The organism is Microbacterium sp. Clip185 (genome assembly GCF_028743715.1).
Taxonomy (GTDB): Bacteria; Actinomycetota; Actinomycetes; order Actinomycetales; family Microbacteriaceae; genus Microbacterium.
The window spans coordinates 2,429,479-2,455,304 of record NZ_CP117996.1 but is presented as its reverse complement, the minus strand read 5'-3'; the positions used below and the strand labels follow the sequence as shown (position 1 = coordinate 2,455,304).

General features: G+C 70.2%; 23 protein-coding genes, 1 tRNA gene and 1 other RNA gene. 17 read left to right on the top strand and 8 right to left on the bottom strand.

Features of this window, described 5'->3' with window-relative positions:
* The first annotated feature begins 141 nt into the window (after window positions 1–141).
* Window positions 142–3,123 carry an immunoglobulin-like domain-containing protein gene (locus tag PQV94_RS11910; RefSeq protein ID WP_274286030.1) on the top strand — a complete coding sequence of 994 codons (2,982 nt, stop codon included), beginning with the start codon at window positions 142–144 and terminating at the stop codon, window positions 3,121–3,123.
* Between the two features lie 99 nt (window positions 3,124–3,222).
* The gene (locus PQV94_RS11905) at window positions 3,223–3,720 is read left to right on the top strand and encodes a GNAT family N-acetyltransferase (RefSeq protein WP_274286029.1); all 498 of its coding nucleotides are present in this window, start codon (window positions 3,223–3,225) and stop codon (window positions 3,718–3,720) included.
* Window positions 3,721–3,723: 3 nt separating this feature from the next.
* Here the strand turns inward: PQV94_RS11905 and PQV94_RS11900 are convergent, their stop codons facing one another.
* The 3 genes from PQV94_RS11900 to PQV94_RS11890 are packed head-to-tail and all read right to left on the bottom strand — an operon-like array spanning window position 3,724 to window position 7,216.
* Complete coding sequence (locus tag PQV94_RS11900; protein ID WP_274286028.1) at window positions 3,724–4,524, bottom strand: SDR family NAD(P)-dependent oxidoreductase; 801 nt, start codon at window positions 4,522–4,524, stop codon at window positions 3,724–3,726.
* Window positions 4,525–4,536: 12 nt separating this feature from the next.
* Window positions 4,537–5,430: an SMP-30/gluconolactonase/LRE family protein gene (locus PQV94_RS11895; RefSeq protein WP_274286027.1), complete on the bottom strand. Its 894-nt coding sequence runs from the start codon at window positions 5,428–5,430 to the stop codon at window positions 4,537–4,539.
* Window positions 5,420–7,216, bottom strand: a complete 1,797-nt coding sequence (locus PQV94_RS11890; protein ID WP_274286026.1) for a glycoside hydrolase family 15 protein — start codon at window positions 7,214–7,216, stop codon at window positions 5,420–5,422. The genes PQV94_RS11895 and PQV94_RS11890 overlap by 11 nt, the downstream gene beginning before the upstream one ends.
* Before the next feature lie 207 nt (window positions 7,217–7,423).
* On the opposite strand from PQV94_RS11890, the gene PQV94_RS11885 reads away from it, so the two are divergent.
* From PQV94_RS11885 to PQV94_RS11850, 8 genes are all read left to right on the top strand, one after another.
* Window positions 7,424–7,984 carry a Dps family protein gene (locus PQV94_RS11885; RefSeq protein WP_234074791.1) on the top strand — a complete coding sequence of 187 codons (561 nt, stop codon included), beginning with the start codon at window positions 7,424–7,426 and terminating at the stop codon, window positions 7,982–7,984.
* A gap of 12 nt (window positions 7,985–7,996) precedes the next feature.
* Entirely contained in the window at window positions 7,997–8,884 is an 888-nt protein-coding gene (locus tag PQV94_RS11880; RefSeq protein WP_274286025.1) for an SDR family oxidoreductase, read from the top strand.
* A gap of 68 nt (window positions 8,885–8,952) precedes the next feature.
* Window positions 8,953–9,504 (top strand): TetR/AcrR family transcriptional regulator, encoded by a 552-nt coding sequence (locus PQV94_RS11875; protein ID WP_274286024.1) that lies wholly within the window; start codon window positions 8,953–8,955, stop codon window positions 9,502–9,504.
* Window positions 9,505–9,596: 92 nt separating this feature from the next.
* Window positions 9,597–10,373, top strand: coding sequence for an SDR family NAD(P)-dependent oxidoreductase (locus PQV94_RS11870; RefSeq protein WP_274286023.1), 777 nt, complete (start codon window positions 9,597–9,599; stop codon window positions 10,371–10,373).
* Between the two features lie 132 nt (window positions 10,374–10,505).
* On the top strand, window positions 10,506–10,781 hold the full coding sequence (locus PQV94_RS11865) for a hypothetical protein (protein ID WP_274286022.1): 276 nt from the start codon (window positions 10,506–10,508) through the stop codon (window positions 10,779–10,781).
* Between the two features lie 339 nt (window positions 10,782–11,120).
* Entirely contained in the window at window positions 11,121–12,002 is an 882-nt protein-coding gene (locus PQV94_RS11860) for a helix-turn-helix transcriptional regulator (protein ID WP_274286021.1), read from the top strand.
* A gap of 78 nt (window positions 12,003–12,080) precedes the next feature.
* A complete protein-coding gene (locus tag PQV94_RS11855) occupies window positions 12,081–12,401 on the top strand; it encodes a DUF7882 family protein (RefSeq protein WP_274286020.1) in 321 nt (106 codons plus the stop codon).
* A gap of 51 nt (window positions 12,402–12,452) precedes the next feature.
* Window positions 12,453–12,544: transfer RNA gene (locus PQV94_RS11850), tRNA-Ser, on the top strand.
* Window positions 12,545–12,599: 55 nt separating this feature from the next.
* Here PQV94_RS11850 and PQV94_RS11845 read toward each other — a convergent pair.
* Window positions 12,600–13,106: a GNAT family N-acetyltransferase gene (locus tag PQV94_RS11845; RefSeq protein WP_274286019.1), complete on the bottom strand. Its 507-nt coding sequence runs from the start codon at window positions 13,104–13,106 to the stop codon at window positions 12,600–12,602.
* Window positions 13,103–13,450: an ArsR/SmtB family transcription factor gene (locus PQV94_RS11840; RefSeq protein ID WP_274286018.1), complete on the bottom strand. Its 348-nt coding sequence runs from the start codon at window positions 13,448–13,450 to the stop codon at window positions 13,103–13,105. The genes PQV94_RS11845 and PQV94_RS11840 overlap by 4 nt, the downstream gene beginning before the upstream one ends.
* A gap of 87 nt (window positions 13,451–13,537) precedes the next feature.
* Here PQV94_RS11840 and PQV94_RS11835 point away from each other — a divergent pair, with 87 nt between their 5' ends.
* On the top strand, window positions 13,538–14,860 hold the full coding sequence (locus PQV94_RS11835; protein WP_274286017.1) for an NAD(P)-binding domain-containing protein: 1,323 nt from the start codon (window positions 13,538–13,540) through the stop codon (window positions 14,858–14,860).
* An 18-nt stretch (window positions 14,861–14,878) separates the two neighbouring features.
* Window positions 14,879–15,283 carry an arsenate reductase ArsC gene (locus PQV94_RS11830; protein ID WP_274286016.1) on the top strand — a complete coding sequence of 135 codons (405 nt, stop codon included), beginning with the start codon at window positions 14,879–14,881 and terminating at the stop codon, window positions 15,281–15,283.
* A 15-nt stretch (window positions 15,284–15,298) separates the two neighbouring features.
* On the opposite strand, the gene PQV94_RS11825 is transcribed toward PQV94_RS11830, so the two are convergent.
* From PQV94_RS11825 to PQV94_RS11815, 3 genes are read right to left on the bottom strand one after another with little or no spacing between them, the layout of a single operon-like run.
* Window positions 15,299–17,560 (bottom strand): transglutaminase family protein, encoded by a 2,262-nt coding sequence (locus PQV94_RS11825; RefSeq protein ID WP_274286015.1) that lies wholly within the window; start codon window positions 17,558–17,560, stop codon window positions 15,299–15,301.
* Entirely contained in the window at window positions 17,550–18,782 is a 1,233-nt protein-coding gene (locus tag PQV94_RS11820) for a DUF58 domain-containing protein (RefSeq protein WP_274286014.1), read from the bottom strand. Before PQV94_RS11820 ends, PQV94_RS11825 begins: the two co-directional genes overlap by 11 nt.
* A gap of 4 nt (window positions 18,783–18,786) precedes the next feature.
* On the bottom strand, window positions 18,787–19,794 hold the full coding sequence (locus PQV94_RS11815; protein ID WP_443192686.1) for an AAA family ATPase: 1,008 nt from the start codon (window positions 19,792–19,794) through the stop codon (window positions 18,787–18,789).
* A gap of 110 nt (window positions 19,795–19,904) precedes the next feature.
* Here PQV94_RS11815 and ffs point away from each other — a divergent pair.
* From ffs to PQV94_RS11790, 5 genes are all read left to right on the top strand, one after another.
* An RNA gene (gene ffs / locus PQV94_RS11810) (signal recognition particle sRNA small type) lies at window positions 19,905–20,001 on the top strand.
* A gap of 36 nt (window positions 20,002–20,037) precedes the next feature.
* Entirely contained in the window at window positions 20,038–21,423 is a 1,386-nt protein-coding gene (locus PQV94_RS11805; RefSeq protein ID WP_274286013.1) for a CoA transferase, read from the top strand.
* Window positions 21,424–21,647: 224 nt separating this feature from the next.
* Window positions 21,648–23,786, top strand: a complete 2,139-nt coding sequence (gene pta / locus PQV94_RS11800) for a phosphate acetyltransferase (protein ID WP_274286012.1) — start codon at window positions 21,648–21,650, stop codon at window positions 23,784–23,786.
* A gap of 2 nt (window positions 23,787–23,788) precedes the next feature.
* Window positions 23,789–25,009 (top strand): acetate/propionate family kinase, encoded by a 1,221-nt coding sequence (locus tag PQV94_RS11795; protein ID WP_274286011.1) that lies wholly within the window; start codon window positions 23,789–23,791, stop codon window positions 25,007–25,009.
* Window positions 25,010–25,084: 75 nt separating this feature from the next.
* Complete coding sequence (locus PQV94_RS11790; protein WP_274286010.1) at window positions 25,085–25,810, top strand: HAD family hydrolase; 726 nt, start codon at window positions 25,085–25,087, stop codon at window positions 25,808–25,810.
* Window positions 25,811–25,826: the final 16 nt, after the last annotated feature.

Genomic DNA, 25,826 nt, shown 5'->3' with positions numbered 1-25,826 from the left:
GGACACGGCGTCGGGACGGATGCGTTGTCCGTCCCGACGCCGTGTCGCGCCCGCACGCGGGCGGATCCACAACTGAACACCGCATCCGATGCGACGTCGGCCGCTGCGCCGATCGATCGCTCGAGACGAACAGGACTCTCGATGACGAGAAACTCCCCGCCCTCATCCGCCACCCCAGCGCGCCGGCACCGCAGGATCAGCGCGTTCGCCGCATCCGTGCTGGGTACGGCGCTGACCGTCACCGGTCTCGGTGCCCCGCTCGCCGCGCAGGCCGCGGACATTCCTGCTCCCACCGCCCACTACGACATGTCCCACCAGGGCTCGTCCCTGATCGATGTCTCGGGCAACGGCCGCAACGCCACGCTCACCGGCTTCACCGACGCCTCGTTCGCGGATGCGGCCGGCGACGCCGTGCTCCGTTTCCGCGCCGACGGCTACGCGTCGCTGCCCAAGGGGCTCGTGACCGGCACCGACAACGACTTCACGGTCGAGTACACCGTCGCCACCCAGACCTCGGCCAACCATTTCGGCTGGGTCATCGGCGACGGGGTGGGCCCGTGGAACACGACGCAGCTCGGGAATCACATCTTCTTGAGTCCGCGTTCATCGCAGGGCGGCTACGTCAACCAGGCGCTCGCCGCGATCAGGGTGAAGTCCGGGAGCGACAACGGCGAGACACGGATGCCGGCCGGCGGCGGTCTGAATCCCGGGTTCACGACCCTCACCATGGTGGGTCAGGGCAACACGCTCACGCTCTATCGCGACGGGGCAGTGATCTCGACCCTCACGCACACCCGCTCGCTGAGCTCCATCATCCCGAGCGGCAACATCCTCGGGTACCTCGGACGCTCCCTCTATCAGGGGGACGCGCTGCTGCGCGCCGACGTCTCCGACGTGAAGTTCTGGGACGCAGCCCTCAGCGCGGACGACGTGCGCGCCAGCATGCCCAGCGCCCAGGAGAAGAGCTCGGCCACCGCAGCGCTGCTGCGCGGTGACGTGCTCGCCACCATGCTGGGGGCGAACCCGTCGCTCGAGCGGGTGTCCACGAACCTGACGCTCGCGAGCACGGTCAACGGTGTCGCGCTGACGTGGGCGTCCTCTTCGCCGCAGACGGTGTCCACCACCGGGGTCGTCTCGCGCACCGTCACCCAGGACACTCCGGTGACGCTCACGGCCACGAGCTCGCTGGGCACGCTGACGTTCGAGGTCACCGTCGTCGCGCCGTCCGTGGCGAGCGATCTCGACGCGATCGTGCTGGCGACGCGCACCACGGAGAACCTGCCGCTGGCGACCAAAGGCGCGGTCAACGGCGCCGCCATCTCCTGGACCTCGTCCGACCCCGCTCTGGTGACGGGAACGGATCCGGCCTACACGGCGCCGGCGGCGGGCTCGGCGGACCCGTTCGCGGGTGGCGGCATCGTCACCCGGCCGGCCTACGGCGCGGGCGATCGCAGCGTCACGCTGACCGCGACCGCCACGCTGAACGGCCGCTCGGCCGAGCGCACCTTCCAGGTCACCGTCGCCGAGCACGGCCGCTGGGCGCCGGACGCCGGCTACGCGGCCGCGTACTTCAAGTCCGACGGCGACGAGAAGATCTACCAGGCGGCGACCAGCGGGAACGACTTCTTCACCTTCTCGGCCGTCAACGGCGGAAATCCCGTCATCACCTCGACGACCGACACGAAGGGCCTGCGCGACCCGTACGTGCTGCGCTCGAAGGACGGCGACAAGTACTACATGGTCGCCACTGACCTCTGCATCAGCTGCGGTACCGGATGGGGCCCGGCACAGTCCGAGGGCAGCCTGAAGATCGAGGTGTGGGAGTCGACCGACATGGTGCACTGGAAGCGCACCAACGACGCGAACACCGGGATCACCGTCAACCAGCCGGCCGCCGGCATGACGTGGGCGCCGGAGGCGTACTGGGACGATGCCCTGCAGTCGTACGTCGTGCACTTCTCGTCGCGGCTGTACTCGGACGCGTCCAAGACGAACAGCGACAACCTCCACGCCCGGGTGTTCACCGTGCTCACGCGTGACTTCCGCACCTTCACGTACCCGCCCGCCGAGTGGCAGAACACCGGTTACGCGCGGATCGACTCCACGGTGCAGAAGATCGGCGACTACTACTACCGGTTCACCAAGAACGAGGACGGCGGAGCCGCCGACGGGCTCGAGGCGGGCAAGGACATCTTCCTCGAACGCTCGAAGGTGCTCACCGCGAAGACCACCCGCTCCGACTGGAATGCCGACCCTGAGACGGGGTGGCAGCTGATCGACACGCACATGACGGGGCTGGAGACCGGCCAGGCGGGCGAGGGGCCCCAGATCGTCAAGCTGAACGCGGGAGACCCGAACAACACCGCCGACGACGACGGCTACGTGTTCCTCGTCGACAACTACGGATCGGGCGGCTACCGCGCGTTCGTCACGACCGGGGACGAGATCGCGAGCAGCAACCGCGACGACCGGATCTCACGCCGTGCCGACTGGAACGTGCGACCCGTGGGAGGTCTGCCCGCCAGCCCTCGTCACGGCTCGTTCGTCAACGTCTCGCAGGCAGTGCTCACTGCCCTGCACGGGTGGACGGATGTGGCCGCCGTCGCCTCGACGACGACGCTCACCGCATCCGGGCGCACCCTCACCGCGCACGTCGAGGCTGCGGACGCCGGTCAGGTCGCCGGCACGGTGACCTTCGCCGGTGCCGGCTGGAGTGCGAGCGCGACGCTGTCGGATGGGGCGGCCTCGATCGAGGTTCCCGCCCAGGTCGGCGCCGTCACCGCCACCTACGACGGCTACAGCGATGGACGCGTGAGCGTGTCCGCTTCGCCGACGGTGACGCTCGGGGTCGCCTTCGCGATGACGACCGCCGCGAAATGCCTCGCCGGAAAGGTCGTGCAGTCGGTCGCGGTCACCAACACCGATCCGGCGACGATCACCGCGACGATCGTCGGCGCCTATGGCAACAAGGTGCTGACCCTGCCTGCGGGCACCTCTGCATCGGCTGCGTTCACAACGCGTCTGGCGGCGACGCCCGCGCAGACGGTGACGGTGACGGCGAGAGCCGCCGACGGGCGCACGACGACGCAGAGCGCGCTCGTGCCGTCGACGACCTGCCGTTAGCGACGGGCTTACACCACCGGGGCCGGGTCGGCACACAGCTGGCCCGGCCCCGGTGCGTGCGCGCAAGATGGCGGGAGGCCTCGACCGACAGGAGCACGCATGACCGCCGATGACATCGACATCCATCCGATCTCGCCAGAGGATGCGGGCGAGGTCCTGACCCTGCAGCGCGCCGCCTTCGTGCAGGAGGCGCTGATCTACCGCGACGTCGACATGCCGGTGTTCACCCAGACGCTCGAGGAGGTCGCCTACGAGCTGCGGGACAACCTGGGCCAGGTCGCGCGGCGCGGCGGGAGGATGATCGGCGCGATCCGCGCGCGCATCGACGGCGATGTGCTGCTCGTGGGGCGGCTGGCCATCGCACCCGATCAACAGGGCGGAGGCATCGGCTCGGCGTTGTTGGACGCGGTCGAGGAGCGCGGACGCCGCGCGGGCGCCCGCACGGCGGAGCTGTTCACCGGACGGCTGAGCGAGGCGAACATCCGCCTCTACGAACGTCAGGGCTACGTGATCACCGAGGCCGCCGGCGGCGCCGGAGGCGAGGACGAGGTCTTCCTGCGCAAGGACCTCGCCGGCTCCGGCGCTGCCGACGGCTGATCGTCAGATCGTGGCGACCGATCCCGAGTCCACGCGGTAGTTGGACCCGTTGACGAAGGAGGCGCGCGCCGAGCAGAGGAAGGCGATCACCGACGCGACCTCTTCAGGCTCGCCCCGGCGACCGAGCTCCATGTACGGCCGCTCCTCGTCGAGGAACGACGCGATCGCCTCGTCGAACGACTCGCCCCGTTCTTTCGAGCGCTTCTCCATCATCGCGTCCGTCATGGGCGTGTGGATGAAAGCGGGGGAGACGGCGTTGACGAGCAGCCCCTCCGAGGCATAGCTGCGTGAGAGCCCCTTCGCGAGAGCCAGGATGCCGGCCTTCGCCGCGCAGTAGGGCAGCTCGTCGTCGTAGGGCTGCACGGCATCCTCGGACGCGAGGAGCACGAGGCGCCCCCATCCGCCGGAGCGGAGATCCGTCAGGAACTCCCGGATCACGCGGACCGGTCCGAGCAGGTCGGTCTCGATCGTCGACGTCCAGCCCTCGTCGTCGATCTCGTGGAACAGTCCCTGCGCGCCCGTGATACCCGCAGACTGCACCAGGATGTCGATGGCGCCCACCGCATCCGTCGTCTTGCGATGCAGCTCGGCCACGGATTCGAGGTCGGTGATGTCGGCGGCGAACGTGTGGAGCCGACCCTCGGGCGCGTCGAGGCGCGCAGCGGATTCCTCGAGCTTGTGCGCGTCGCGGTCGGTGAGCACGACGGTCACTCCCTCAGCGAGGAGGAGCTTGGCTGTCTCGAAGCCGATGCCCGAGTCGCCACCGGTGATGAGGGCCTTCTTGCCTGCGATGCCGAGATCCATGTGGGTGTCCTTTCATTCGCTTTCGGACGGGATCGGTCCGAACGTGTGTGCCGGCCGCCCTTCGGCGCCCGTGTCGATCACGAAGATCGACCCGCTGAGGGGCGCCGTGACGAGCTGCTGCTCGGTGAGCTGCTCGCGAGCGGTGCCGACGAACAGCAGATTGCGCGACGGTCCGCCGAAGGCGACGGAGGTCACCTGCGGCGCGGGGATCCGGATGCGGGCGTCGACGCGCCCGTCGGGTGACCACCGCACGACCTGCCCCGCGCCGTAGACGCCGTTCCAGAATCGTCCTTCGGTGTCCAGGGCGAGTCCGTCGGAGTCTTCGCCGACCAGGAACGGCTCCAGCTCGCCGAGGGCTTCGGCCTGCCGCGAGTAGGTAGCGCGGTAGACCGTTCGCGTGGCCGTGTCGGTGACGTACATCGTCCGCGCATCGTCGGACCACTCGAAGCCGTTGGCGACGCCGAAACCGCCGCGGAGTGCTCGCACGGTGCCCGCAGCGTCGACGAGGAAGAGGCTCGCATCGGGCGCGCCGGTGGTCAGATCCATCGCTCCGACCACGAAACGTCCGAACGGATCGACCTTGGCCTCGTTGCTGCGGATGCCCGGGTGCGCGTGGGGCAGGACGGCGACCGTGCGCAGGATCGTGCCGTGCGCATCCAGCAGGACGACGCGATCCTTCAACGCGGCGACGAACCCGCCGGATGCGGCGGGCTGCACGGCGCTCATCGGCGCCGGCAGCCGCACCACCGTGTCGCGGGAGCCGTCCTCCGGGCCGTCCAGTCGGGCGCGGTGCATGGTGCCTCGCGTGATGTCGACCCAGACGAGCTCGTCGGTGCGGTCATCCCAGAAGATGCTCTCGACGAGGATCGCATCGAGGCGCCGGAAGATGCGGGCTTCAGCGGCCATCGAGCACCTCCGTTGCGACGAGGTCGCGGATCGTGAGGGCTGCGCCGATCACGGCGAGATGGCTGAGCGCTTGGGGCAGGTTGCCCCAAGCGGCGCCGTCGTGCTCCGAGATCATCTCGGCGTAGACGCCGACGTCGTTGGCGCGGGCGACCAGGTCGTCCATCGCGGCGACGGCCTCCTCGTGGCGTCCCACGCACGCCAGTGCACCGGCCCGCCAGAACGCGGAGGCGACGAACGTGTGCTCCTCCTGATCCATCCCGGTATAGCGGTAGAGCAGGTGACCTGCGCCGAGCCGCTCGGTGAGCACGTCGATCGTCTGCGACATCCGCTCGCCGCGGTCGAACCCGCTCTCGGCGTGCAGGAGAACCGAGGTGTCGACGTCTGCGGAGTCCGGATGCATGACGTACGCCCCGATCTCCTCCGACCAGCCGTGCTCGGCGATCCACGCCGCGATGCGGTCGCGCTCGGACGCCCAACGCTCCGCGCTTCCCGGGATGGCGCCCGCCTCGGCGAGCACGACCGCATCGCGCAGCGCTTGCCAGCAGCCCATCTTCGAAGAGGTGTAGTGGCGTATCTCGGGAAGCTCCCACATCCCGGAGTCCGGCTTACGCCATTCGTCGCACGTGCGGTCGGCCATGGCGGCGAGCATGCGGCCGGTGGCGACGTCCAGCACGTTGCCCGCATCCACATAGGTGCGGCAGATGGCGAAGAGGTCGCCGTACACGCCCAGCTGGAGCTGTCCGTGCGCCGGGTTGCCGGTCACGACAGGGCCGATCCCGCGCCAGCCCGGCGCGTCGTGTTCGGTGACGTCCTGCGCGAGGGTGCCGCGCAGCGTGTACAGCACGTGCAGGTCGGGCCCGTTGTCGCGGATGGTGCGCAGCAGCCACGAGATCGCGGCGTGCGTCTCCTCGCGGAGGCCGAAACGAACGAGCGCGTGAGCGGTGTAGGCGAGATCGCGCACCCACGCGAGGCGGTAGTCCCAGTTCTTGCCACCGCGGGGGTTCTCCGGCAGCGACGTGGTCGCGGCGGCGGCGATGGCTCCCGTGGGGGAGTAGACCAGGAGCTTCAGTGCGAGCGCGCTGCGCTGCACGGTGGCCTGCCACGGGCCCTCATAGCCGAATTCCCGCGACCACGCACGCCACCCCTCGACCGTGCGGTCGATGCTGCGGTCGACGTTCTCCGGATGCGGCAGGTGCAGCGGCTCGCCGTCGGTCGCGACCACCACGAGCAGGTGGCGCGAGTTGTTCGAGGTCGTGAACGCCCCTTCGACGCGCGGGCCCGCGCCGTCATCGACGGTCGTCGGGCCGCCATGGTTCTGACCCACCACCGCGAGCGAGGTCTCGCCGACGCGCAGGATCGTCGCACCGTCGCGCTGCTCCGCCCAGGGCGCCGCGGTGTTCAGGCGGGTACCCGGCTGCACGCGCCAGGTGAAGGCGACCTCGCCGTCGATGCCCTCCACGCGCCTGGCCAGTTCCGCCCAGGGAAGTCGCCCGGCGACACCCGTCACCATCGCGTCCGTCAGGCGGGCGGTACCCGTCGGGGTGATGAAGGTCATCTGCAGCACGTTCGTGCGCGCCACGTATCGGCGACGCACCTCGAACTCGCCGACCGGTGTGATCTCCAGGCATCCGCCGTTCTCGGCATCGAGGATGCGTGCAAACACCGGCACGGAGTCGAGGTTGGGCACCGGCAGCCAGTCGATGCTGCCGCGTCGATCCACGAGCGCGACGGTCCGGCCGTCGCCGATCGCCGCGTAGGACGAGAGATCGGAGGAGGGGCGGGACACGGCAGCCACGCTAGGCGGCCCGGACCCGGGTCGGGGCAGGCTTGCGTGCCGCGCGCGGGCAGGTTAGGCGGCTCGCCGCGCACGAGCGCTAGCAACCTGTGGCGGGGCGGACAACCCCCGGCGGCGCGCCACGAGCCGGGGTTAGCGTCGCACCGTCAGACACCGAGCGACGGGCACGACCCGTCCTCGACGACGAAGGAGGACGACATGGCCGCCACGAACGCATCGAGCACCACGCGCAACCGCCGCCGCCCCGCGAAGGGCGGAGCCGGAGCCGGGCTCACCGAGGAGCAGAACGCGGAGAGCGGGTTCACCGCATCCCAGGAACTCAGCGACAACCTGCAGAAGGTGCTCGTCGACCTGATCGAGCTGTCGCTGCAGGGTAAGCAGGCGCACTGGAACGTCGTCGGCCGCAACTTCCGTGACACCCACCTGCAGCTGGACGAGGTGATCGACGCCGCCCGCGAGTTCAGCGACACCGTCGCGGAGCGGATGCGGGCGCTGCATGCGCTCCCGGACGGCCGCAGCGACACCGTCGCCGAGACGACCACGCTGCCGGAGTTCCCGCAGGGCGAGATCGACACGAGCGAGGTCATCGACCTCATCACCGAGCGCCTGGAGGCCACGATCGGTACCTGCCGCGACGTGCACGACGAGGTCGACGACGAGGACCCGACGAGCGCCGACATCCTCCACGCGGTGCTCGAGCGCCTCGAGCAGCTCGCGTGGATGGTCAGTGCCGAGAACCGCGCGCCGGCGGCGCGCTGAGAGGGGTCGCACATGAGCATGTACGACGCCCAGGACCCGACCACCCAGTTCCCCCGGCCGCCTTTCCCGCCCCAGCAGCAGAGCGCCCCCGGCGACATCCACGAGATGGACCCCGCGCCCGACCACGGCGAGACCAGCTACATCGGTTTCGGCCGGCTTCCCGGCCGCAAGGCGCTCGTGACCGGCGCCGACTCCGGCATCGGCCGGGCCGTCGCCATCGCCTATGCCCGTGAGGGTGCGGATGTCGCGCTCAGCTATCTGCCCGAGGAGCAGGCGCAGGCCGAGGAGGTCGCGGCGCTCATCGAGAAGGAGGGTCGCAAGGTCGTGCTCCTTCCCGGCGATCTGCAGCAGGAGCAGACCAACGTCGATGTCGTGGAACGCGCCGTGCAGGAGCTCGGGGGCCTCGACATCCTCGTGATCAACGCCGGCACGATGCCGACGGTCGACAGCATCGACGACTTCGAGACGCATACGCTCGATCACGTCGTGAAGGCGAACATCTACCCGCTGTTCTGGCTGACCAAGGCGGCATCCGCGCACCTGAAGCCCGGCGCGGCGATCATCACCACCTCGAGCGTGCAGGGATTCCAGCCGTCGCCTTCGCTGGCGGAGTACGCGGTCTCGAAGGCGGGCATCGCCAACTGGACCCGTGCGATGTCGCAGCAGTTGATCGAGCGCGGCATCCGGGTCAACGGTGTGGCTCCCGGTCCGATCTGGACCCCGCTGCAGCCTGCCTACGTGCCGAACGAGAAGATCGAGGAGTTCGGCTCCCAGACGCCGATCGGGCGGGCGGGTCAGCCCGTCGAGCTCGCTCCGGCGTTCGTGTTCCTCGCCTCCCAGGAGTCCAGTTACGTGGTGGGCGAGACGATCGCGGTCACGGGCGGGATGCCGGTGCACTGACCTTCGCGGGGGAGACGGTCGTCCGGACGCCGGGCGGCCGTTTCCGCGCGTGCGCTTAGCATGGGCGGATGGATCCGCGGGTGCGTCGCACGCAGGAGCGCCTGCGCGCAACCGTGTTCGAGCTGGCATCGACCATGCCGTTGTCGCAGATCAGCGTGACGGATCTCTGCCGCGCCGCAGGCGTCACCCGCGACACCTTCTATCGGCACGCCGCCGGGGTGACCGAGCTGGTGGCCGACGCTCTCGAAGCGGAGCTGCAGGAGGTGACCGCCGCTCTCGGTGCGGATGCGGCGATCGGCGACGGCGAGCGGATGCTGCTGCGGCACGTTCGTACGCGGGCGGCCGTCTACCGCTCGGCGATGGAGCCGCTGCTCGCCGCTCCCGTGCGGGCGGGACTCGAGCGGAGCCTGCGCCAAGGACTGGAGCAGTGGGTGCAGCGGCGCCCGGGCATCGTCCCCGCGACGATCGCCGGTGATGCCGTGGCCGTCTCGCTCGCCGTCGCCTACGCCGCGGCGGGCACGGTGGGGGCGATCGAGCGGTGGCTGCGCACCGACATGGCGGACCTCGACCGCGCGGTCACCGTCATCCTGGCCGCATCCGCCGAGTGGTGGCAGCTCTGAACGGACTCTGCCATTTATAAGACAGATGTCAGATAGATTGCCTACAATGCTGTCGAGCAGCGACGCCGCCCGGTCGTCGCGGGAAGGCAGTCATGGCACGTTTCGACGGCAAGGTCGCGATCGTCACGGGAGGCGTCTCGGGGATCGGAGCGGCGATCACGCGTCGCCTGGTGGATGAGGGTGCCCGCGTCTTCGTGGCGGACATCAACGCCGAAGCGGTCGCCGCCGCCGGTGCGACCTTCGGCGACAGCGTCGCGGGGCTCGCCACCGACGTCACCGACGAGGCCGCGATGACGGCGCTCTTCGACGGCGCGCGCGAGCGGTTCGGCCGTATCGACGCGGTCTACAACGTCGCGGGTGGATCCCGGCCGGGCCGCATCGTAGACATGGACCTCGCGATCTGGGACTTCAACATCCGTCTCAACCTCTACGGTGCCTTCCTCGGCACGAAGCTCGGCGCGGCGCACTTCCTCGCCGAGGGTCAGGCGGGAGCGATCGTGAACATCGCCTCGCTCAACTCGCTCGTCCCGATGCACTTCGGATCGGGGTATTCGGCCGCCAAGGCCGGCGTCGTGATGCTCACGAAGAACGCGGCGCTCGAACTCGCCGGCGACGGCATCCGCGTCAATGCGGTCTCGCCGGGTCTCGTGGCGACCCCGCTCACCGGCGGCCTCATGAGCATGCCCGGCGTGCCCGAGGCGTACATGGCGCGCATCCCCGCCGGCCGGCCGGCCGAGCCCGAGGAGATCGCCGGTGTGGCGCTGTTCCTCGCGTCGGATGACGCCTCATACGTCAATGGCGAGAACGTCGTCGTCGACGGCGCCTGGCAGACCAGCGGCTACCCCGACCTGCGCCCCTTCCTCGGCTGAGGCGCCGCACGGGCGGCTCTTCGGAGTCCGCCCGTGCACGCGTAGGCGAGCAGCAGACGATAAGTCAAGCCTCAGCTGTTTGCTACCGGCCGAGCGCACAGTAGGGGAAACCCCACGGAGCAGGAGGCGACGATGACGCTGCAGATGATGCCGGAGAACCGCACGCCCGCAGCTGAGCCCGCCGCCGACCTCGTCCCCGGCGCTCCGGATGTTCGCGAGCTGCGCTGGGAGCGCATCGCCCCCGAACGCTACCGAGCTCTGCGCGGCGACGAGTGCGTCGGGTTCGTCGACGTCGTCGGCGCGGTGTTCGTCGTGCTCGCCGGGTCGCGCTACGACCGCGCGGAGGAGATCGCCCAGACGCTCGACTTCGACCGGGTGACGGAGCTTCTGGAGGGTTCGTCGGCCTGAGCACGCCCGATGTTCCCGCGCATCGTCGTGGGTGGTCGGATGCGCATATGCCAGATCGCGTATCCGGTGTCAACCCTCTTTGTTCGTGCACGAACGACCCCGATTCTCATTGCTGCCATGCGGCTGCGTGTGGCGGATACTTCCCGCGTGGATCGGATCGATACCGAGCCCGTCGGCGGGTGATCGCACAGGGTGGGGATGCGCCGTGATCGGCGCGCAAGGAGGGCAGTTGGGCAGGTTGGATTCCACGGTCGTCGTTTCGGGTGACGGGGCGTGAGCCAAGGGGCGCCCTCCCGCCGTGGACTGCAGACGGATGACCCGCAACGCGCGCAGGAATCGGTGAGCGAGCTCTTCAACACCTCGATGGTTCTGACGGCCGATCCTCCGGCCGGATTCCGGTACCAGATGGCCGCCGTGAGCGACAGCAGCCTCATGGCCACGGCCCTCCGTTTCGGCGGATCGAACCGCACGGACGCGGAGGAGTTCCCCCAGTTCATCGTCGCCCACGCGGTCGCGGGTCGTCATCGGTGGTCGGTCGGACAAGAGAGCGGCGATGGCCGCATCCCTTTCCTGGTGCCTCCGGCGACCGCCTTCTCCGCGCGCTTCACCCAGTTGCAGATGCGGGCGGTCAGCCTCGACGCCGAGACGTTCCATCGGGTGCTGCGCGGGATGCTCGGTGAGGAGCCGCCGCGGCTTCGGACCGATCGGGTCAACGGCACAGCGGAACGCCACTCGATCGTGGCCGAGACGCTGCGCTTCATCGAGGCGACGCTGCTCGCCGACGAGACCGTGGCCACATCGCCGCTGCTGCGAGCCCAGTTCACGCATCAGCTCGTGGCCGCCATCGCCACCTCCTTCCCGCTGCTGGGTGAGCATTCCCGCACCCGCGCACAGACGTCGCCGCGTACGGTGCGTCGGGCGATCGCGTTCATGGAGGAGCACGTGGCCGACCCGATCACCATCGGCGACGTCGCGCTCGCCGCGGGGACCTCGGTGCGCGGCCTCCAGCTCGCCTTCCGCCGTGCCTACGAGATGTCGCCGTCGGCGTTTCTTCGCCGCATCCGGCTCGAGGGCGCGCACGCGGATCTGATGGCAGCGGATGCCGGCGCCCGCACCGTGCGCGAGATCGCCGCGCGCTGGGGCTTCGCCCATACGGGTCGTTTCGCCCATCTCTACGCCGAGGCCTACGGCGAGCCGCCGTCGCACACTCTGCGTCGCTGAGCGCGCGTCGAGGACATTTCGTGCGCGCTCGGAGTGGAGTCCTCGGGCCTGCGAGAGCGCTCGCATACCGTGAACGGTATGGGACAGATCTTCTACGGAGCGGGCGAGACGGCGGTCGAGATCGAGGACCGCGCCCTCGCGCATCTGAAGGTGGTCATCGCCACGAAGCTGCGCCGCGGCGAGAGCTTCACCGTCTCGCTCACGCATCCGGAGAGCGAAGAGGGCGGACGCAGCACGCTGTGGTTCGCCCCGTCCATCCCGTTGCGCTTCGTCTTCGACGACCCGGAGCCCGCCGAGATCAGCCGGGAGTGGATCGAGGAGCTCGCTCGCTCGGCTCACTCCTCGGGCGGGATCGTGCTCCTTCCGGAGCGGGCTGAGCCCGCAGGCGACGTCGGTTGAGCAGCGACCGCGCGCGGGCGACGGCGACCGCCCGTGTTAGGATCGCTCCTTGGAAGTGTGTCCGAGCGGCCTAAGGAGCATGGCTGGAATCCATGTAGGCGGGGTAACTCGCCTCGCAGGTTCAAATCCTGTCACTTCCGCCACGGAGAACCCCGTCCGAATCACTTTTCGGACGGGGTTCTTGCATGCAGGCTGAGATCAGCCCGCCCGGCGCCGCTCGACGAGAACGGTGTCACGCCATTGCCCGGCCCGCGGGCCGTAGGTCATGAGCGCGATGCGTTCCCTGTATCCGACGCGACGGAAGCCGGCCCTCTCGTGAAGCGCGAGGCTTGCGCTGTTCTCCGGGAAGATGCTCGACTGCACCGTCCAGACGCCTGCGTCGTCCATCGCATCCAGGAGCGCGCTCAAGAGAGCGCGACCGACGCCGCCGCCGCGAACGTCCGTCGCGACATAGACGGAGTGCTCGACGACGCCGCGGTACACCGCACGGTCGGAGACGGCGGATGCGGCGGCCCAACCGTTGACGCCGCCGCCGGCGTCAACGGCGACGAGCCGGCCCGCCTCGAGCTTTCCCTCATCGAATGCCTCCCACTTTGGTGGTTCGGCGTCGAAACTCGCGTTGCCCGTCGCAAGCCCCTCACGATAAATCGCTTCGACGGCTGGCCAATCCGCGGGCTGCATCGCGCGGATGCCGATCGTGCTCATGGACGGAGTGCGCTCGCCGCGCGGTCGAGCGCTTCGGTGACGACGCGGAAGTATGCCCAGCGCCCGCGCTGCTCGCGTGTCGCGAGCCCGGCATCCACGAGCAGCTTCATGTGGTGGGAGACGGTCGGCTGGGACAATCCCACCGGCTCCGTGAGGTCGCAGATGCACGCTTCACCGTCGCGCGATGCCGCGATCAGCGACAGCAGGCGTACCCGTGTCGGGTCGCCGAGGGCCTTGAAAGTACGGGCGATGGAATCTGCCTCTTCGGCGGTCAACGCATCCCCCGGCGTCGGCGAACAGCACTCACCGGTCTCGGTGGTGAGCAGGGGCAACACACTCGGCATCCCTCGATTGTGCACCTCGTATTGACATTTGTCGATGCGTGCCGGACTCTTACCTATCGACAGGTATCGATGTGAGAAGGGTCGGGGATGGACCAGACGCTGCCGGTTGCGGTCATCGGAGCGGGGCCACAGGGGCTGGCTGCCGCCGCGCACCTGATCGAGCGAGGGCTGCCAGTCGTCGTGCTGGAAGCGGGCAGCACGGCAGCCGCCGCGGTGCACGAGTGGGGCCACGTGCGCCTCTTCTCGGATTGGCCCGAACTCATCGATGCGGCTGCTGCGCGACTGCTGGATGCGACGGGATGGACGGCGCCATCGACAGGCCATCCGACGGGGGCTCAGTGGATCAGCGGCTACCTCGCTCCGCTGGCGGCGGCACTCGGGGAACGGGTTCGCTACGGCGCACGGGTCGTGGGAGTCTCCCGTTCGGGACGCGATCGACTCGTGGATGCGGGGCGTGCTGACCAGCCGTTCACGATTCACATCCAGCTGGCGCAAGGGGAGGAGGAACGGGTGCAGGTGCGTGCCGTCATCGATGCGTCGGGCACCTGGTCCTCACCCAACCCTGCGGGTGCCGACGGCCTGCCCGCGCTCGGCGAACGCGCCGCGGCAGACTCGCTGTCGTATCGGATCCCCGACTTCGAGGACGGGGAGGAGTTCGCGGGGAAACACACGGTCGTGATCGGCTCCGGGCACTCGGCGGTCACAGCAGTCCTCGCACTCGCCCGCACAGCTCGTGGCGACGCGGACACGACGGTGACGTGGGCGCTGCGCCGAGCCAGCGCCGGGAACGCGTTCGGAGGCGGCGAAGCAGACGAACTGCCCGCGCGCGGAGCCCTCGGCATCCGGGCGAAGGAGTACGTCGAGGCCGGTCTGGTGTCGCTGGTGACCGGATTCCGCATCGAACGTCTTGCGGCCGACGATGACGGCGTCGTGCTCGAGTCCGAGGACGGTCGTCGTCTCGCCGCCGATCGCGCCGTAGTGCTCACCGGCTTCCGACCCGATCTGTCGTTCCTCTCGGAGTTGCGCCTGCAGCTGGACCCGGTACTGCAAGCTCCCGTTCGCATCGCCGCCGAGGTGGACCCCAACATCCACTCCTGCGGATCCGTCGCGGCCACCGGCGCCGCCGACCTCGCCCACCCCGAGCCGGGCTTCTACATCGTCGGCGCGAAGTCCTACGGTCGCGCTCCGACCTTCCTCGCGCTCACCGGATACGAGCAGGTGCGCAGCGTCGTCGCGGAGCTGGCGGGCGACCACGAAGCCGCGAGACGCGTCGACCTCGCTCTGCCGGACACCGGGGTGTGCGGGGGTGCCGGGCTGTTCGACGCGCCCGACGTGTCGCCCGACGGTGCATGCTGCGCGCCGTCTCGCACGCTCATCTCCCTCACGCCCACCACGTCCGCCCGCTCCTGACCCGAACCGAGGAACATCATGACTGACTCCACCAAGCCCGCCGTCCTCTTCGTCTGCGTGCACAACGCCGGCCGCTCGCAGATGGCTGCAGGCTACCTCCGCGCCCTCGCCGGCGACCGCATCGATGTCTTCTCAGCCGGAAGCGAACCCGGCAATGCGGTCAACCCCGCCGCCGTCGCGGTCATGGCCGAAGAGGGCATCGACCTCTCGGGTGCCACTCCGCAGATCCTCACGACCGATGCGGTCCGCCAGGCGGACGTCGTCATCACGATGGGATGCGGAGACGCCTGCCCGATCTTCCCCGGCAAGCGCTACGAAGACTGGCAGCTCACCGACCCCGCCGGCCAGCCCGTCGACGTCGTGCGTGAGGTCCGCGACGACATCAAGGGCCGCGTCGAGAAGCTCATCGCCAGCCTCGGCTAGGAAGGTTCTCGCTGTCTAGAGCGGTGTGCGGGCTCGCTCGTGCCAGCCCGCACCGGCCGCGGTCGTGCCGGGGCGGATGACGAGAGAGCGCGGCGCGACGACGGCGAGGATGCGGCGCGGTCCGGTCGCGGCATCCATCAGCCCCCGACGCACGCGCGACGCCGCCACGGCGAGGCCGCTGTCGTCATCGATCGGCGTCGCGGACACGGGCGCGTAGCTGGCGCGCTCGATGGCGTCCACGAGCAACCGCAGATCCTCTGTCGGGGCCCCTGCCGCGACAAGGCGTTCCGCCAGCGCGCGCGGCGACGCGCTCCCCGGCACCGGCAGGCCGACATCGATCGCTGCTTCTTCCACGAACAGCCAGGCGGCGCCCGCGTCTCCCCGCGCGGCGAGGATCAGGCGCCGGCGACGACGCAGCGCATGCGCCAGCGCAGGCGCGGTGAGCAGCAGGACCGCGGCCACCGTGACCCACACGGCGGGAACGATCGCGCCGGTTCCGGCGCTGCCGTTGACGGTCCCCGCCTGGGGGCTGTCCGGAGTGTCCGGGCGCTCGGTCGCGGCGGTTGTGGGTGTCGCTGCGGAGGTGGGTGCGGGGGATGCCGAGTCGATCTGATCCGGAGAGGTTCCCACGCCGCTGGAGAAGACGGTGGGCACGCCCAGGCTGTTGGTCGGCTCGAACGGCACCCACCCGATTCCCTCGAAGTAGACCTCGGGCCAGGAGTGCAGCAGGTCGCTCGTGACGGAGTACACGAGCTCACCGTCGACCCGGTCGCTCGTGGCCATGCCGGGCAGGTAGCCGATCACGATGCGCGTCGGCATCCCCAGCGACCTCGTCATGGCGGCGAAGGCAGAGGCGAAGTGCACGCAGTATCCGCTGCGCACCTCGAGGAACTGTCCGATCGCGTCGACGCCCGCCCCATCGAATCCCTCCTGGACGGGTGCATCCAGCGAGTAGGTGAACGCGCTCGAGCGGAACCATCGCTGCAGGGCAATGGCGGCGTCGTAGTCGTTGCTCGTGTCGGCGGTGACGGCCCGGGCGAGCTCGGAGACGTTCGCGGGAGTGTCGTCGGGGATCTCGCGCAGTTCCGGATCGACATCCGCCCCGCGCGACGTCGCGGCGCGGATCTGCTCCAGCGTGGGAGTCGGGGTCTCTGTGATGACCTCGTAGCTCTGACCGCGTGAGTCGCCGTCTTCGCTGACGACCGTGCGGTTGTCGGCCACGATTCCCCAGTCGCCCGTGAGCCCGCCGATCGCCGTCGCGGGGAAGGGAATGGGCAGGTAGGGGGTGTTCAGCTTCACGATGTCGATCTTCGTGTCGGCGCTGACGCGGGGGATGTCGGGGTCGGTGCGCACCGGACCGAAACCGGGGCCTTCGCCCACCGGCGTCGCGTCCCGCTCGTCGGGCCGCCAGACCTCGCCCGCGAAACTCGACAGCGTCACGGCCCGCAGGTAGGGCGCTCGGGACTCCGATGAACGTACCCGCAACACCTCGACAGGGTTCGGCCGGCGCAAGTCGTCGCCGAGGCGCAGCGTGGGGTTGATGCCGCTGCTTCCGGCGCCGCTGACCACGGCGTCGCCGTCGGGGGCGGGCAGCAGTGGCGTGACGATCACCGCCACGGCGATGGAGGCGACAGCGATCAGCGCGGCCGACGCGGCGGCGGGCGCGCCGCGTGGACCAGTCCTGCCGCGGCGCGTGCGGGTGTCGGTCGCGAGCAGGAAGAGGATGCCGGCCGCCAGCAGCACGAAGGCGAACACATCCATCGGCGCCGGCACCGCGATCGTCGGGACGACCGCGACGGCGACCAGGGCGATGGCCGCGAGCAGCGGCATCCGTGTCGTGATGACGACGTGGTCGAGGACGATGGCGAGCGCACCGATCGCCGCGACCACGAAGAACGAGAGCGCGGGCGTGGCGGTCAACGGTGCCGCTCCCACCGCCATCTCCTGCACCGCCGACGAGATGAGCGCGCCCACCGCATCGAACGAGGCTGGGGAGGGCACGAGCCCGCCCCAGGCGCTGTCGCGCAGATAGAGGAGGGTCAGCGCGAGCACCCAGACGACGATGTCGATGCCGGTGACCGCGAGCCCCGCGACACCGACCCGGCGCAGCACCGCGCCGAGGGCCAGGATGACCGCTGCGAGCCCGAGCCCCGCCACGACCCAGGCGTCGGGTGCGATGACCCGCATCACGGGAAGCGTCGTCGCCACGAGCGCCACGAAGACGCCGACGGCGAGTGCCGCCTGCCCCTGAGCGCGCGTGGTCTTCTCAGCCGGCATGAGGGAGCCTCTCCGAGACCGCGTCGCGCCACGCGTCGGCGACGTCGCGGCCGAGCACGGCCGCCGTCCAGCCGCTCGCCGCGTCGAACGCGCCCGGCGCGGGAGCGGTACTGAGCAGCACGGGGAACGCACTGTGGTGGCCCACGGTGGCGAGCATCGCCGCATCAGTCTGCGACAGCGCCCCGGTGACGAGCACGAGCGGCCCCGTCGTCTCGCCCGCGAACAGGCCGGAGAGCGCCCCGAGGCGGTCGTCGAGCCGGGCCTGCACCGTCGCGAGCATCAGCATCGCCGCCTCGAGTGCGGGCGCATCCGCGGGCTCCACGTGGTCGCACAGCGGAACGCCGTCGGGCTCGACGAGCGCGACGGTGTACCCGTCGGCGACCAGTCGTGCCAGCGCCGAGGCGACAGCGCCCACGGCCGCTTCGAAAGCGGAGTCTGAGCCGGTGGCCTCCGTCGCCTCGGGGGAGAAGCGTCCCGAGGCGCGATCGAAGACGATGGTCGCCTCCGGGGAGCTCTCCTGTTCCTCCTGGCGCACCATGAGCTCGTCGCGGTGGGCGGACGCGCGCCAATGGATGCGGCGCATGGAGTCGCCGGGGGCCCACGGGCGGGCGATCACGTCGTCGGTGCCCTGCCCCAATCGGTTCGTCGCGCGCGAGAGGGTGCCGCCGGAGGCGCCCGCCACGCCCGCCAGGGAGACGAGCTCTTCGACCGCGGGCGTGACGACGAGGCGGGTGAGATCGCCCTGGGCGACCGTGCGACGGGCGATGCCGAACGGGTCGAGCGAGCTCACCTCGAAAGGCCCGATCCAGTGGATCCCGCGACGCAGCACCCGCGCCCGATAGCCCACGACGACCTCTCGGTCATCGCGGCTGAATCCGGACGAGACGGCGGGGAAGGTGCCGGGACCACCGCCTTCGATGCCTTCCGGCATCGTGTCGCGCCAGCGGCCGCCGGAGGTGGGAAGCGCCGTCCGCGCCCCGACTCGCACCGTCACCTCGACCTCATCGCCCGCATCCGGGACGGCGGGCACGACGGTGCGGGTGACGTCGGCGCGGCCGCGTGCGGCGAACACGGCCACCAGCGCCGCGACGACGAGCGACACGAGGAGCAACCCCACGAAGACCAGCTCGACGAGTCCCAACTGGTTCGCGGCGGCGAAGCAGGCGAGCGCGAGGACGACGGCACCGGTGCCGCGCGCCGTCAGCGGCCAGCTGCGTCTCATGCGCTCAGGCGCGCGCGGCGAGGGGAACGCGGACGCTGTCGATGATCCGCTCCAGGATCTTCGGCACCGAGTGCGAATCCGCACCGCGGGTGCTGGAGGAGCGCGTCGCGATGAGCCGGTGCGCGAAGACGGGCACGACGAGTGCCGCGATGTCGTCGGGGATCACGAACGCGCGTCCCTCGAGGGCTGCCCAGACCTTCGCGGCCCGCACCAGCTGGAGGGTGGCCCGGGGGCTCGCACCGAGGCGCACCTCCGGGTGGGCGCGCGTGGCCTGGGCCAGTGCGACGGCGTACTCCTCGATGGCAGGCGCGACGTGGATGCGCCGGGCCCAGGCGATGAGCTCCAGCACCTGATCGGCGTGCACGACGGGGCGGATGTGGGAGAGCGGGTTCTCGGTCTCGCGCTGGCGGAGCATGAGGGCCTCGGCGGCCGCATCCGGGTACCCCATCGAGATGCGCATCATGAAGCGGTCGCGCTGGGCTTCGGGGAGTGCGTACGTGCCCTCCATGTCGAGAGGGTTCTGGGTCGCGACCACGAGGAACGGATCCGGGAGGTGGTGCGCCTCGCCGTCGACCGTCACCTGACGCTCCTCCATCGCCTCCAGGAGGGCCGACTGCGTCTTGGGGGAGGAGCGGTTGATCTCGTCGGCGATGACGATGTTCGCGAACACGGCGCCGCGCTTGAACTCGAACTCGCGGGCCACCGGGTCGAACACCGACACGCCCGTCACGTCGCCGGGAAGGAGGTCCGGTGTGAACTGGATGCGGCGCACGGTCGCATCCACGGATGCCGCCAGTGCGCGCGCGAGCATCGTCTTGCCGACGCCGGGAACGTCCTCGATGAGCAGGTGCCCCTCCGCGAGGAGGGCGACGAGGGCGCTGCGCACCGCATCCGGCTTGCCGTCGATGACGGTGGCGACGGTCTTGCCGATCGCGCGCGTCAAGCGGGTGAAGCGCTCGGCGTCCATCGCGGAATCGACCTCGTCGGTGAGGACTCGTGCGGTATCGGTCATGCCGGATGCCTTCCCGTCGGCGCGATCGTGTCCCGATCGTAACGCGCGTGGGGGAGCGCGGGGCGGCGTATTCGCCGTGAGCGACGGTGCGCGGGCTGGGTTAGACTTGTGACAGCTCTCCGCGAGGCGGCATCCAGGCCAACTCCCCCAGGACGGAAACGTAGCAAGGGTAACCAGGCTCTGCCGGGTTCGCGGAGAGTCTTTTCTTTTCCCGCGGCAGCGCGCGAAGCGTAGTGTGGCGCCGTGCAGCCGGAGACCGAGCGGGACGACCTCCGCCGCATCCTCGACGTCAGAGGCGACGTCCAGGTGAGCGGGGCGGCCGGTCTCGACGGTGCTCTGCCGGTCTCGACCCTGGCCACCATGGCCATGAGCGCACTTGCCTCCACCGTCGACGCTCTGCTTCGGAGCGCAGGTCTCACGCCCGGCGCCGAGGTGCGGGTAGACCGGACCCTCGTCGACGCGTGGCTCGGCCGCCACATCCGCCCCGCGCAGGGGACCTTCCCCTCGCCGTGGGATCCCTTCTCCGGCGCGTTCGACACGGGCGACGGCTCATGGATCCGTACGCACGCCAACGCGCCGCATCACCGGAGGGCTCTGCTTACCGCACTGGCGCTGCCCGATGCGCAGTCCGTCGAAGAGCTGTCCGCCGCGATCGCCGAACGCGGTGCGGAGGAGCTCGAGTCCGCGATCGTCGCGGCGGGCGGCGCAGCGGCGGCGTTTCGCACCCGGGCGGAGTGGATGCGATCCGCGCCAGGCTCCGCCGTCGCGGGGGAGCCGCTCATCGCGCGCACCGACACGAGCACGGCACGTGCGGTCTCGTCCTGGCATCCTGAGCCGGCGAGGCCGCTCGCGGGGCTCCGCGTGCTCGATCTGACCCGCGTCATCGCCGGACCCGCCGCCACGCAGGTGCTCGCGGGCCTCGGAGCCGAGGTGCTGCGCGTCGACCCCGACACCTGGGACGAGCCCGCCGTGCTCCCGTATGTCATGGGCGGCAAGCGCTCCACTCGCCTGGACGCGAGCACACCCGCCGGGCGGCGTGCGCTCGCCGACCTGCTGGCGGAGGCCGACGTCCTCGTTCACGGCTACCGCGCGGGGGCCATCGACCACCTGGGGCTGGGTGAGGGTGAACGGCAACGCCTGCGCCCCGGACTCGTCGAGGTCGGCGTACGGGCGTACGGCTGGAGCGGCCCCTGGGCCGGCCGTCGCGGATTCGACTCGCTCGTGCAGTTCTCGACCGGCGTCGCCGACATCGGCATGCGGCATGCGGATGCGGCGGCCCCCGTCTCGCTGCCCGTGCAGGCCCTCGACTGGACGACGGGATACCTCGCGGCGGCGGCGGCCATCGCAGGGCTCACGCGCCGCCAGATCGCGGGGCGCGGCAGCACGTGGCGGCTGTCCCTCGCCCGCACCGCTCACGCGCTCACCATGCTGGCGGCCGAAGCGCCCGCATCCGATCCCGATCCCGCATCCGATCCCGATCCCGCTTCCGCGCTCGGCGCGGGGGAGCGCATCGAGACTCCCGACGGTGCGCTCCTGCTCGCGCCGCCGCCCTTCCGGGTGGGGGAGGCGACCCTGCGCTTCGACCACGTGGCGACCCGCCTCGGCGGCGACGCGCCCGCCTGGCTCTGACCCTCATCCCCATCCCCGCGGTTCCACCCGCGAGACAGCATTTCGAGCACGAGATCACTGTTTTTACCCGTGATCTCGTGCGAAAGATGCAGTCTCGCGGGAAGTGAGGGTCGGGAGGGCGGATAGATGGATGCGGGGAAGGGGAGAGGGGCTGCCGGGGGAGCGGATTTTATTCACGGACACCTCATCTGGCTCCTCACATGAGGCGCGCCTAGGCTGATCGGGTGGCTCAGAGCATCCTCATCACGTCCGCGGAAGGTCATTCGGGAAAGTCCACGATCGCATTGGGAGTGCTCGAAGCGCTCAGCCATGCGACCGCGCGCGTGGGCGTCTTCCGCCCCATCGCTCGTTCGACGACCGAGCGCGACTACGTGCTCGAGATGCTGCTCGACCACGACGGCGTCGACCTCGCCTACGACGACTGCATCGGCGTGGGCTACGACGACATGCACGCCGACCCGGATGCGGCACTCGCGCGCATCGTGGAGCGGTACAAGACCGTCGAAGCGCAGTGCGACGCAGTCGTCATCCTCGGCAGCGACTACACGGATGTGGGCAGCCCCGCCGAGCTCGGATACAACGCCCGCATCGCCGCGAACCTCGGCGCGCCCGTGCTCCTGGTCGTGGGCGGCCGCGCCCAGCAGGGCCAGGCCGAGCAGCTGGGGGCGAGCGATCCCCGCACGCCCGCAGACATCGCCCAGATCGCGAAGCTCTCGGTCGGCGAGCTGCGCCAGGCCCGCGCGGAGCTCTTCGCGGTCGTCGCCACCCGGGTCGACCCGGGAGTGCTGGACGAGACGATCGAGGCCGTCCGCGACATCGTCCCCGCCGGAGTCGAGGTGCCCGTCTGGGCGCTTCCGGAAGACCGCTTCCTCGTGGCGCCCACCGTGCGCGGCGTCATGCGCTCGGTCGACGGGACGCTCGTCAAGGGCGACGAGGAGCTGCTGACGCGTGAGGTGCTCGGCGTGATCGTCGCCGCCATGAGTCCCGCCAATGTGCTCCCACGCCTCAGCGACGGTGCCGTCGTGGTGATCCCCGCCGACCGCACCGAGGTGCTGCTCGCGACCCTGCTCGCGCACGCCTCCGGCACGTTCCCGTCACTGTCGGCCATCGTCCTCAACGGCCCGTTCCCGCTTCCGGCCGACATCGACCGTCTGATCGACGGCCTCGGGTCGCGTCTGCCCATCATCGCGACCGACCGCGACACCTACGACACCTCCGTGCGCATCATGAACACGCGCGGTCGCCTGGCCGCCGACTCGCAGCGCTCCTACGACACCGCCCTCTCGCTCTTCGAGCGGCACGTCGACGGCGCCGAGCTGACGCGTCTGCTGGGACTTGCCAAGCCCACCGTCGTCACGCCCCTCATGTTCGAGTACGGCCTCGTCGAGCGCGCCCGAGCGAACCGCCGCCGCATCGTGCTGCCGGAGGGCGACGACGATCGCGTGCTCCGCGCGGCCGCCACAGTGCTCGCCCGCGGCATCGCGGACCTCATCATCCTGGGCGAGGAGATCGAGGTGCGCTCGCGCGCTCTGGAGCTCGGTATCGACATCGCCGCGGCCCAGGTCATCAGTCCGTTCGACCCCGTCCTCGTGCAGAAGTTCGCCGAGGAGTACACGCGCCTTCGCGAGCACAAGGGCATGACGATGGCGCGCGCCGCCGACACCGTCACCGACGTCTCCTACTTCGGCACGCTCATGGTGCACCTCGGTCTCGCCGACGGCATGGTCTCGGGCGCCGCGCACACCACGGCCCACACCATCCGGCCGGCCTTCGAGATCATCAAGACGCGTCCGGGCGTCGGCGTCGTCTCCAGCGTGTTCCTCATGGCGCTCGCCGACCGTGTGCTGGTCTACGGCGACTGCGCCGTCATCCCCGACCCGACGGCGCCGCAGCTGGCCGACATCGCGGTCTCCTCCGCGGAGACCGCCGACCGCTTCGGCATCGAGCCGCGCGTCGCGATGCTGTCCTACTCGACCGGGGAATCGGGGTCGGGAGCGGATGTGGAGAAGGTGCGCGAAGCGACCGTCATCGTGCGCGAGCGGGCCCCGGAGCTTCCCGTCGAGGGTCCCATCCAGTACGACGCGGCCGCCGACGCCGCCGTCGCCTCGAAGAAGATGCCCGGCTCGCCCGTCGCGGGCCGCGCCACGGTCTTCGTCTTCCCCGACCTCAACACCGGCAACAACACCTACAAGGCCGTGCAGCGCTCGGCCGGGGCGATCGCGATCGGCCCCGTCCTGCAGGGTCTGAACAAGCCGATCAACGACCTGTCGCGCGGCGCGCTGGTCGACGACATCGTCAACACCATCGCGATCACCGCGATCCAGGCTCAGGGCGATGAGCCCGCATCCGAAGGGAAGGCATGAACGTGAGCGTCGTTCTCGTCATCAACAGTGGCTCGTCCTCGTTCAAGTACCAGCTGCTGGACGTCGAGACCGAGACGGCGCTGGCGTCAGGGCTCGTCGAGCGCATCGGCGAGGGAATGGGAGCGGCCAGTCACAAGGTGCACTTCACAGGTGCGGGAGCGGCGGCGGTCGATGCGACCTACACGCAGGAGCTGCCGATCCCCGACCACGCCGTCGGCTTCCAGGTGATGCTCGACGCCTTCGCCGAGCACGGTCCGTCGCTGACCGAGAACGCACCGGTCGCCGTCGGACACCGCGTGGTCCAGGGCGGCGCGCGGTTCTTCCAGCCCACGCTCATCACCGACCTCGTCGAGATCAACATCGATGAGCTCTCGGTGCTCGCGCCGCTGCACAACCCCGGCGCCGTGCAGGGCATCCGTGCGGCACGGGCGGCCTTCGGCGACCTGCCCCACGTCGCCGTCTTCGACACGGCCTTCCACCAGACCCTGCCGCCGGCTGCCTACACGTACGCCATCGATCGCGCCATCGCCCGCAAGCACCGCATCCGCCGGTACGGGTTCCACGGCACGAGCCACAAGTTCGTCTCGGAGTCCGTCGCCGAGTACCTCGGCCGGCCGCTGCGCAGTCTCAAGCAGATCGTGCTCCACCTCGGCAACGGCGCGTCCATCACCGCCATCGACGGCGGCCATTCGGTCGAGACCTCGATGGGGCTCACCCCGCTCGAGGGGCTGGTGATGGGCACCCGCTCGGGCGATCTGGACCCGTCGATCCTGCTCGTGCTGGCGCGACGCGAAGAGATGTCCCCGGCTGAGCTCGACGCGTTCCTGAACAAGAGCAGCGGGATGCTGGGACTCGCCGGGGTGTCGGACATGCGCGACATCGAGGACCGCCGCGAGGCCGGTGACGGTCCCGCATCGCTCGCCTTCGACGTGTACATCCATCGTCTGCGCGCGTACATCGGTTCCTACATCGCCCAGCTGGGCGGCGTCGACGTGATCTCGTTCACGGCGGGCGTCGGCGAGAACTCGCCCCTCATCCGTGCCGCGGCCCTGGAGACGCTCGGTTTCCTCGGCATCGAGCTGGATGCGGCCGCCAACGAGGAGCGACGCAAGGGCATCCGGACGATCTCCACCCCGGCCTCGTCGGTCGCCGTGCTCGTGGTGCCCACCAACGAAGAGCTGGAGATCGCGCGGCAGGCGCTGGCCGTCGCCCGCGTCGCCTGAGCGCGCGTGACACCGACGCGTAACCTGCCGCGACTACGCTGGGTGCGCCCGGTCGAGTGCAACCTTGGAGGCTTCGTGACCGACCTGCCCGATCTGTCGTCGTACGACGCGGTGCTGTTCGACCTCGACGGGGTGCTCACCCCGACCGCCGAGGTGCACATGCACGCCTGGCAGACGATGTTCGAGGAGCTCTTCGCGGCGTGGGGCATCACGCCGCCCTACACGGAGCAGGACTACTTCCTGCACCTGGACGGCAAGAAGCGCTACGACGGTGTCGCGAGCCTGCTGCGCTCGCGCGACGTCGAGGTTCCGTGGGGTGAGCCCGACGACGATCCGAGCGAGGACACCGTCTGCGGCATCGGCAACCGGAAGAACGAGGTCTTCGCACGGGTCCTGCGCAGCGAGGGGATCGCACCGTACCCCGGCTCACTCGCGCTGGTCGACCGGCTTCGCGAGAAGGGCGTTCCCGTCGCCGTCGTCTCCAGCTCGAAGAACGCCGAAGAGGTGCTCGCCGCCGCCGGCATCCGTGACCGATTCGCCGTCGTCATGGACGGCGTCGTCGCCGAACGCGAGAACCTCGCATCCAAGCCCGCGCCCGACGTGTTCCTCGGCGGCGCGCGGATGCTGGGCGTCGATCCCGCCCGTAGCGCCGCCGTCGAAGACGCGCTGAGCGGCGCCGAATCCGCACAGGCCGCCGGCTTCTCGCTCGTGGTCGGCGTCGATCGCGGCGTCGGCGCCGAAGCGCTGCGCGCCGCCGGTGCGGATGTGGTCGTCGACGACCTCGCCGCCTTCGTAGACTGAGCCGGTTCTGTTGCGA

What these genes read in the sequence shown, in the direction of transcription:
- PQV94_RS11840 (WP_274286018.1), bottom strand. Translation starts at nt 13,450, where the DNA reads ATGCCGAGTGTGTTGCCCCTGCTCACCACCGAGACCGGTGAGTGCTGT.
- PQV94_RS11845 (WP_274286019.1), bottom strand. Translation starts at nt 13,106, where the DNA reads ATGAGCACGATCGGCATCCGCGCGATGCAGCCCGCGGATTGGCCAGCC.
- PQV94_RS11830 (WP_274286016.1), top strand. Translation starts at nt 14,879, where the DNA reads ATGACTGACTCCACCAAGCCCGCCGTCCTCTTCGTCTGCGTGCACAAC.
- PQV94_RS11880 (WP_274286025.1), top strand. Translation starts at nt 7,997, where the DNA reads ATGAGCATGTACGACGCCCAGGACCCGACCACCCAGTTCCCCCGGCCG.
- PQV94_RS11875 (WP_274286024.1), top strand. Translation starts at nt 8,953, where the DNA reads ATGGATCCGCGGGTGCGTCGCACGCAGGAGCGCCTGCGCGCAACCGTG.
- PQV94_RS11870 (WP_274286023.1), top strand. Translation starts at nt 9,597, where the DNA reads ATGGCACGTTTCGACGGCAAGGTCGCGATCGTCACGGGAGGCGTCTCG.
- PQV94_RS11885 (WP_234074791.1), top strand. Translation starts at nt 7,424, where the DNA reads ATGGCCGCCACGAACGCATCGAGCACCACGCGCAACCGCCGCCGCCCC.
- PQV94_RS11815 (WP_443192686.1), bottom strand. Translation starts at nt 19,794, where the DNA reads ATGACCGATACCGCACGAGTCCTCACCGACGAGGTCGATTCCGCGATG.
- PQV94_RS11835 (WP_274286017.1), top strand. Translation starts at nt 13,538, where the DNA reads ATGGACCAGACGCTGCCGGTTGCGGTCATCGGAGCGGGGCCACAGGGG.
- PQV94_RS11865 (WP_274286022.1), top strand. Translation starts at nt 10,506, where the DNA reads ATGACGCTGCAGATGATGCCGGAGAACCGCACGCCCGCAGCTGAGCCC.
- PQV94_RS11820 (WP_274286014.1), bottom strand. Translation starts at nt 18,782, where the DNA reads ATGAGACGCAGCTGGCCGCTGACGGCGCGCGGCACCGGTGCCGTCGTC.
- PQV94_RS11900 (WP_274286028.1), bottom strand. Translation starts at nt 4,524, where the DNA reads ATGGATCTCGGCATCGCAGGCAAGAAGGCCCTCATCACCGGTGGCGAC.
- PQV94_RS11895 (WP_274286027.1), bottom strand. Translation starts at nt 5,430, where the DNA reads ATGGCCGCTGAAGCCCGCATCTTCCGGCGCCTCGATGCGATCCTCGTC.
- PQV94_RS11855 (WP_274286020.1), top strand. Translation starts at nt 12,081, where the DNA reads ATGGGACAGATCTTCTACGGAGCGGGCGAGACGGCGGTCGAGATCGAG.
- PQV94_RS11825 (WP_274286015.1), bottom strand. Translation starts at nt 17,560, where the DNA reads ATGCCGGCTGAGAAGACCACGCGCGCTCAGGGGCAGGCGGCACTCGCC.
- PQV94_RS11905 (WP_274286029.1), top strand. Translation starts at nt 3,223, where the DNA reads ATGACCGCCGATGACATCGACATCCATCCGATCTCGCCAGAGGATGCG.
- PQV94_RS11910 (WP_274286030.1), top strand. Translation starts at nt 142, where the DNA reads ATGACGAGAAACTCCCCGCCCTCATCCGCCACCCCAGCGCGCCGGCAC.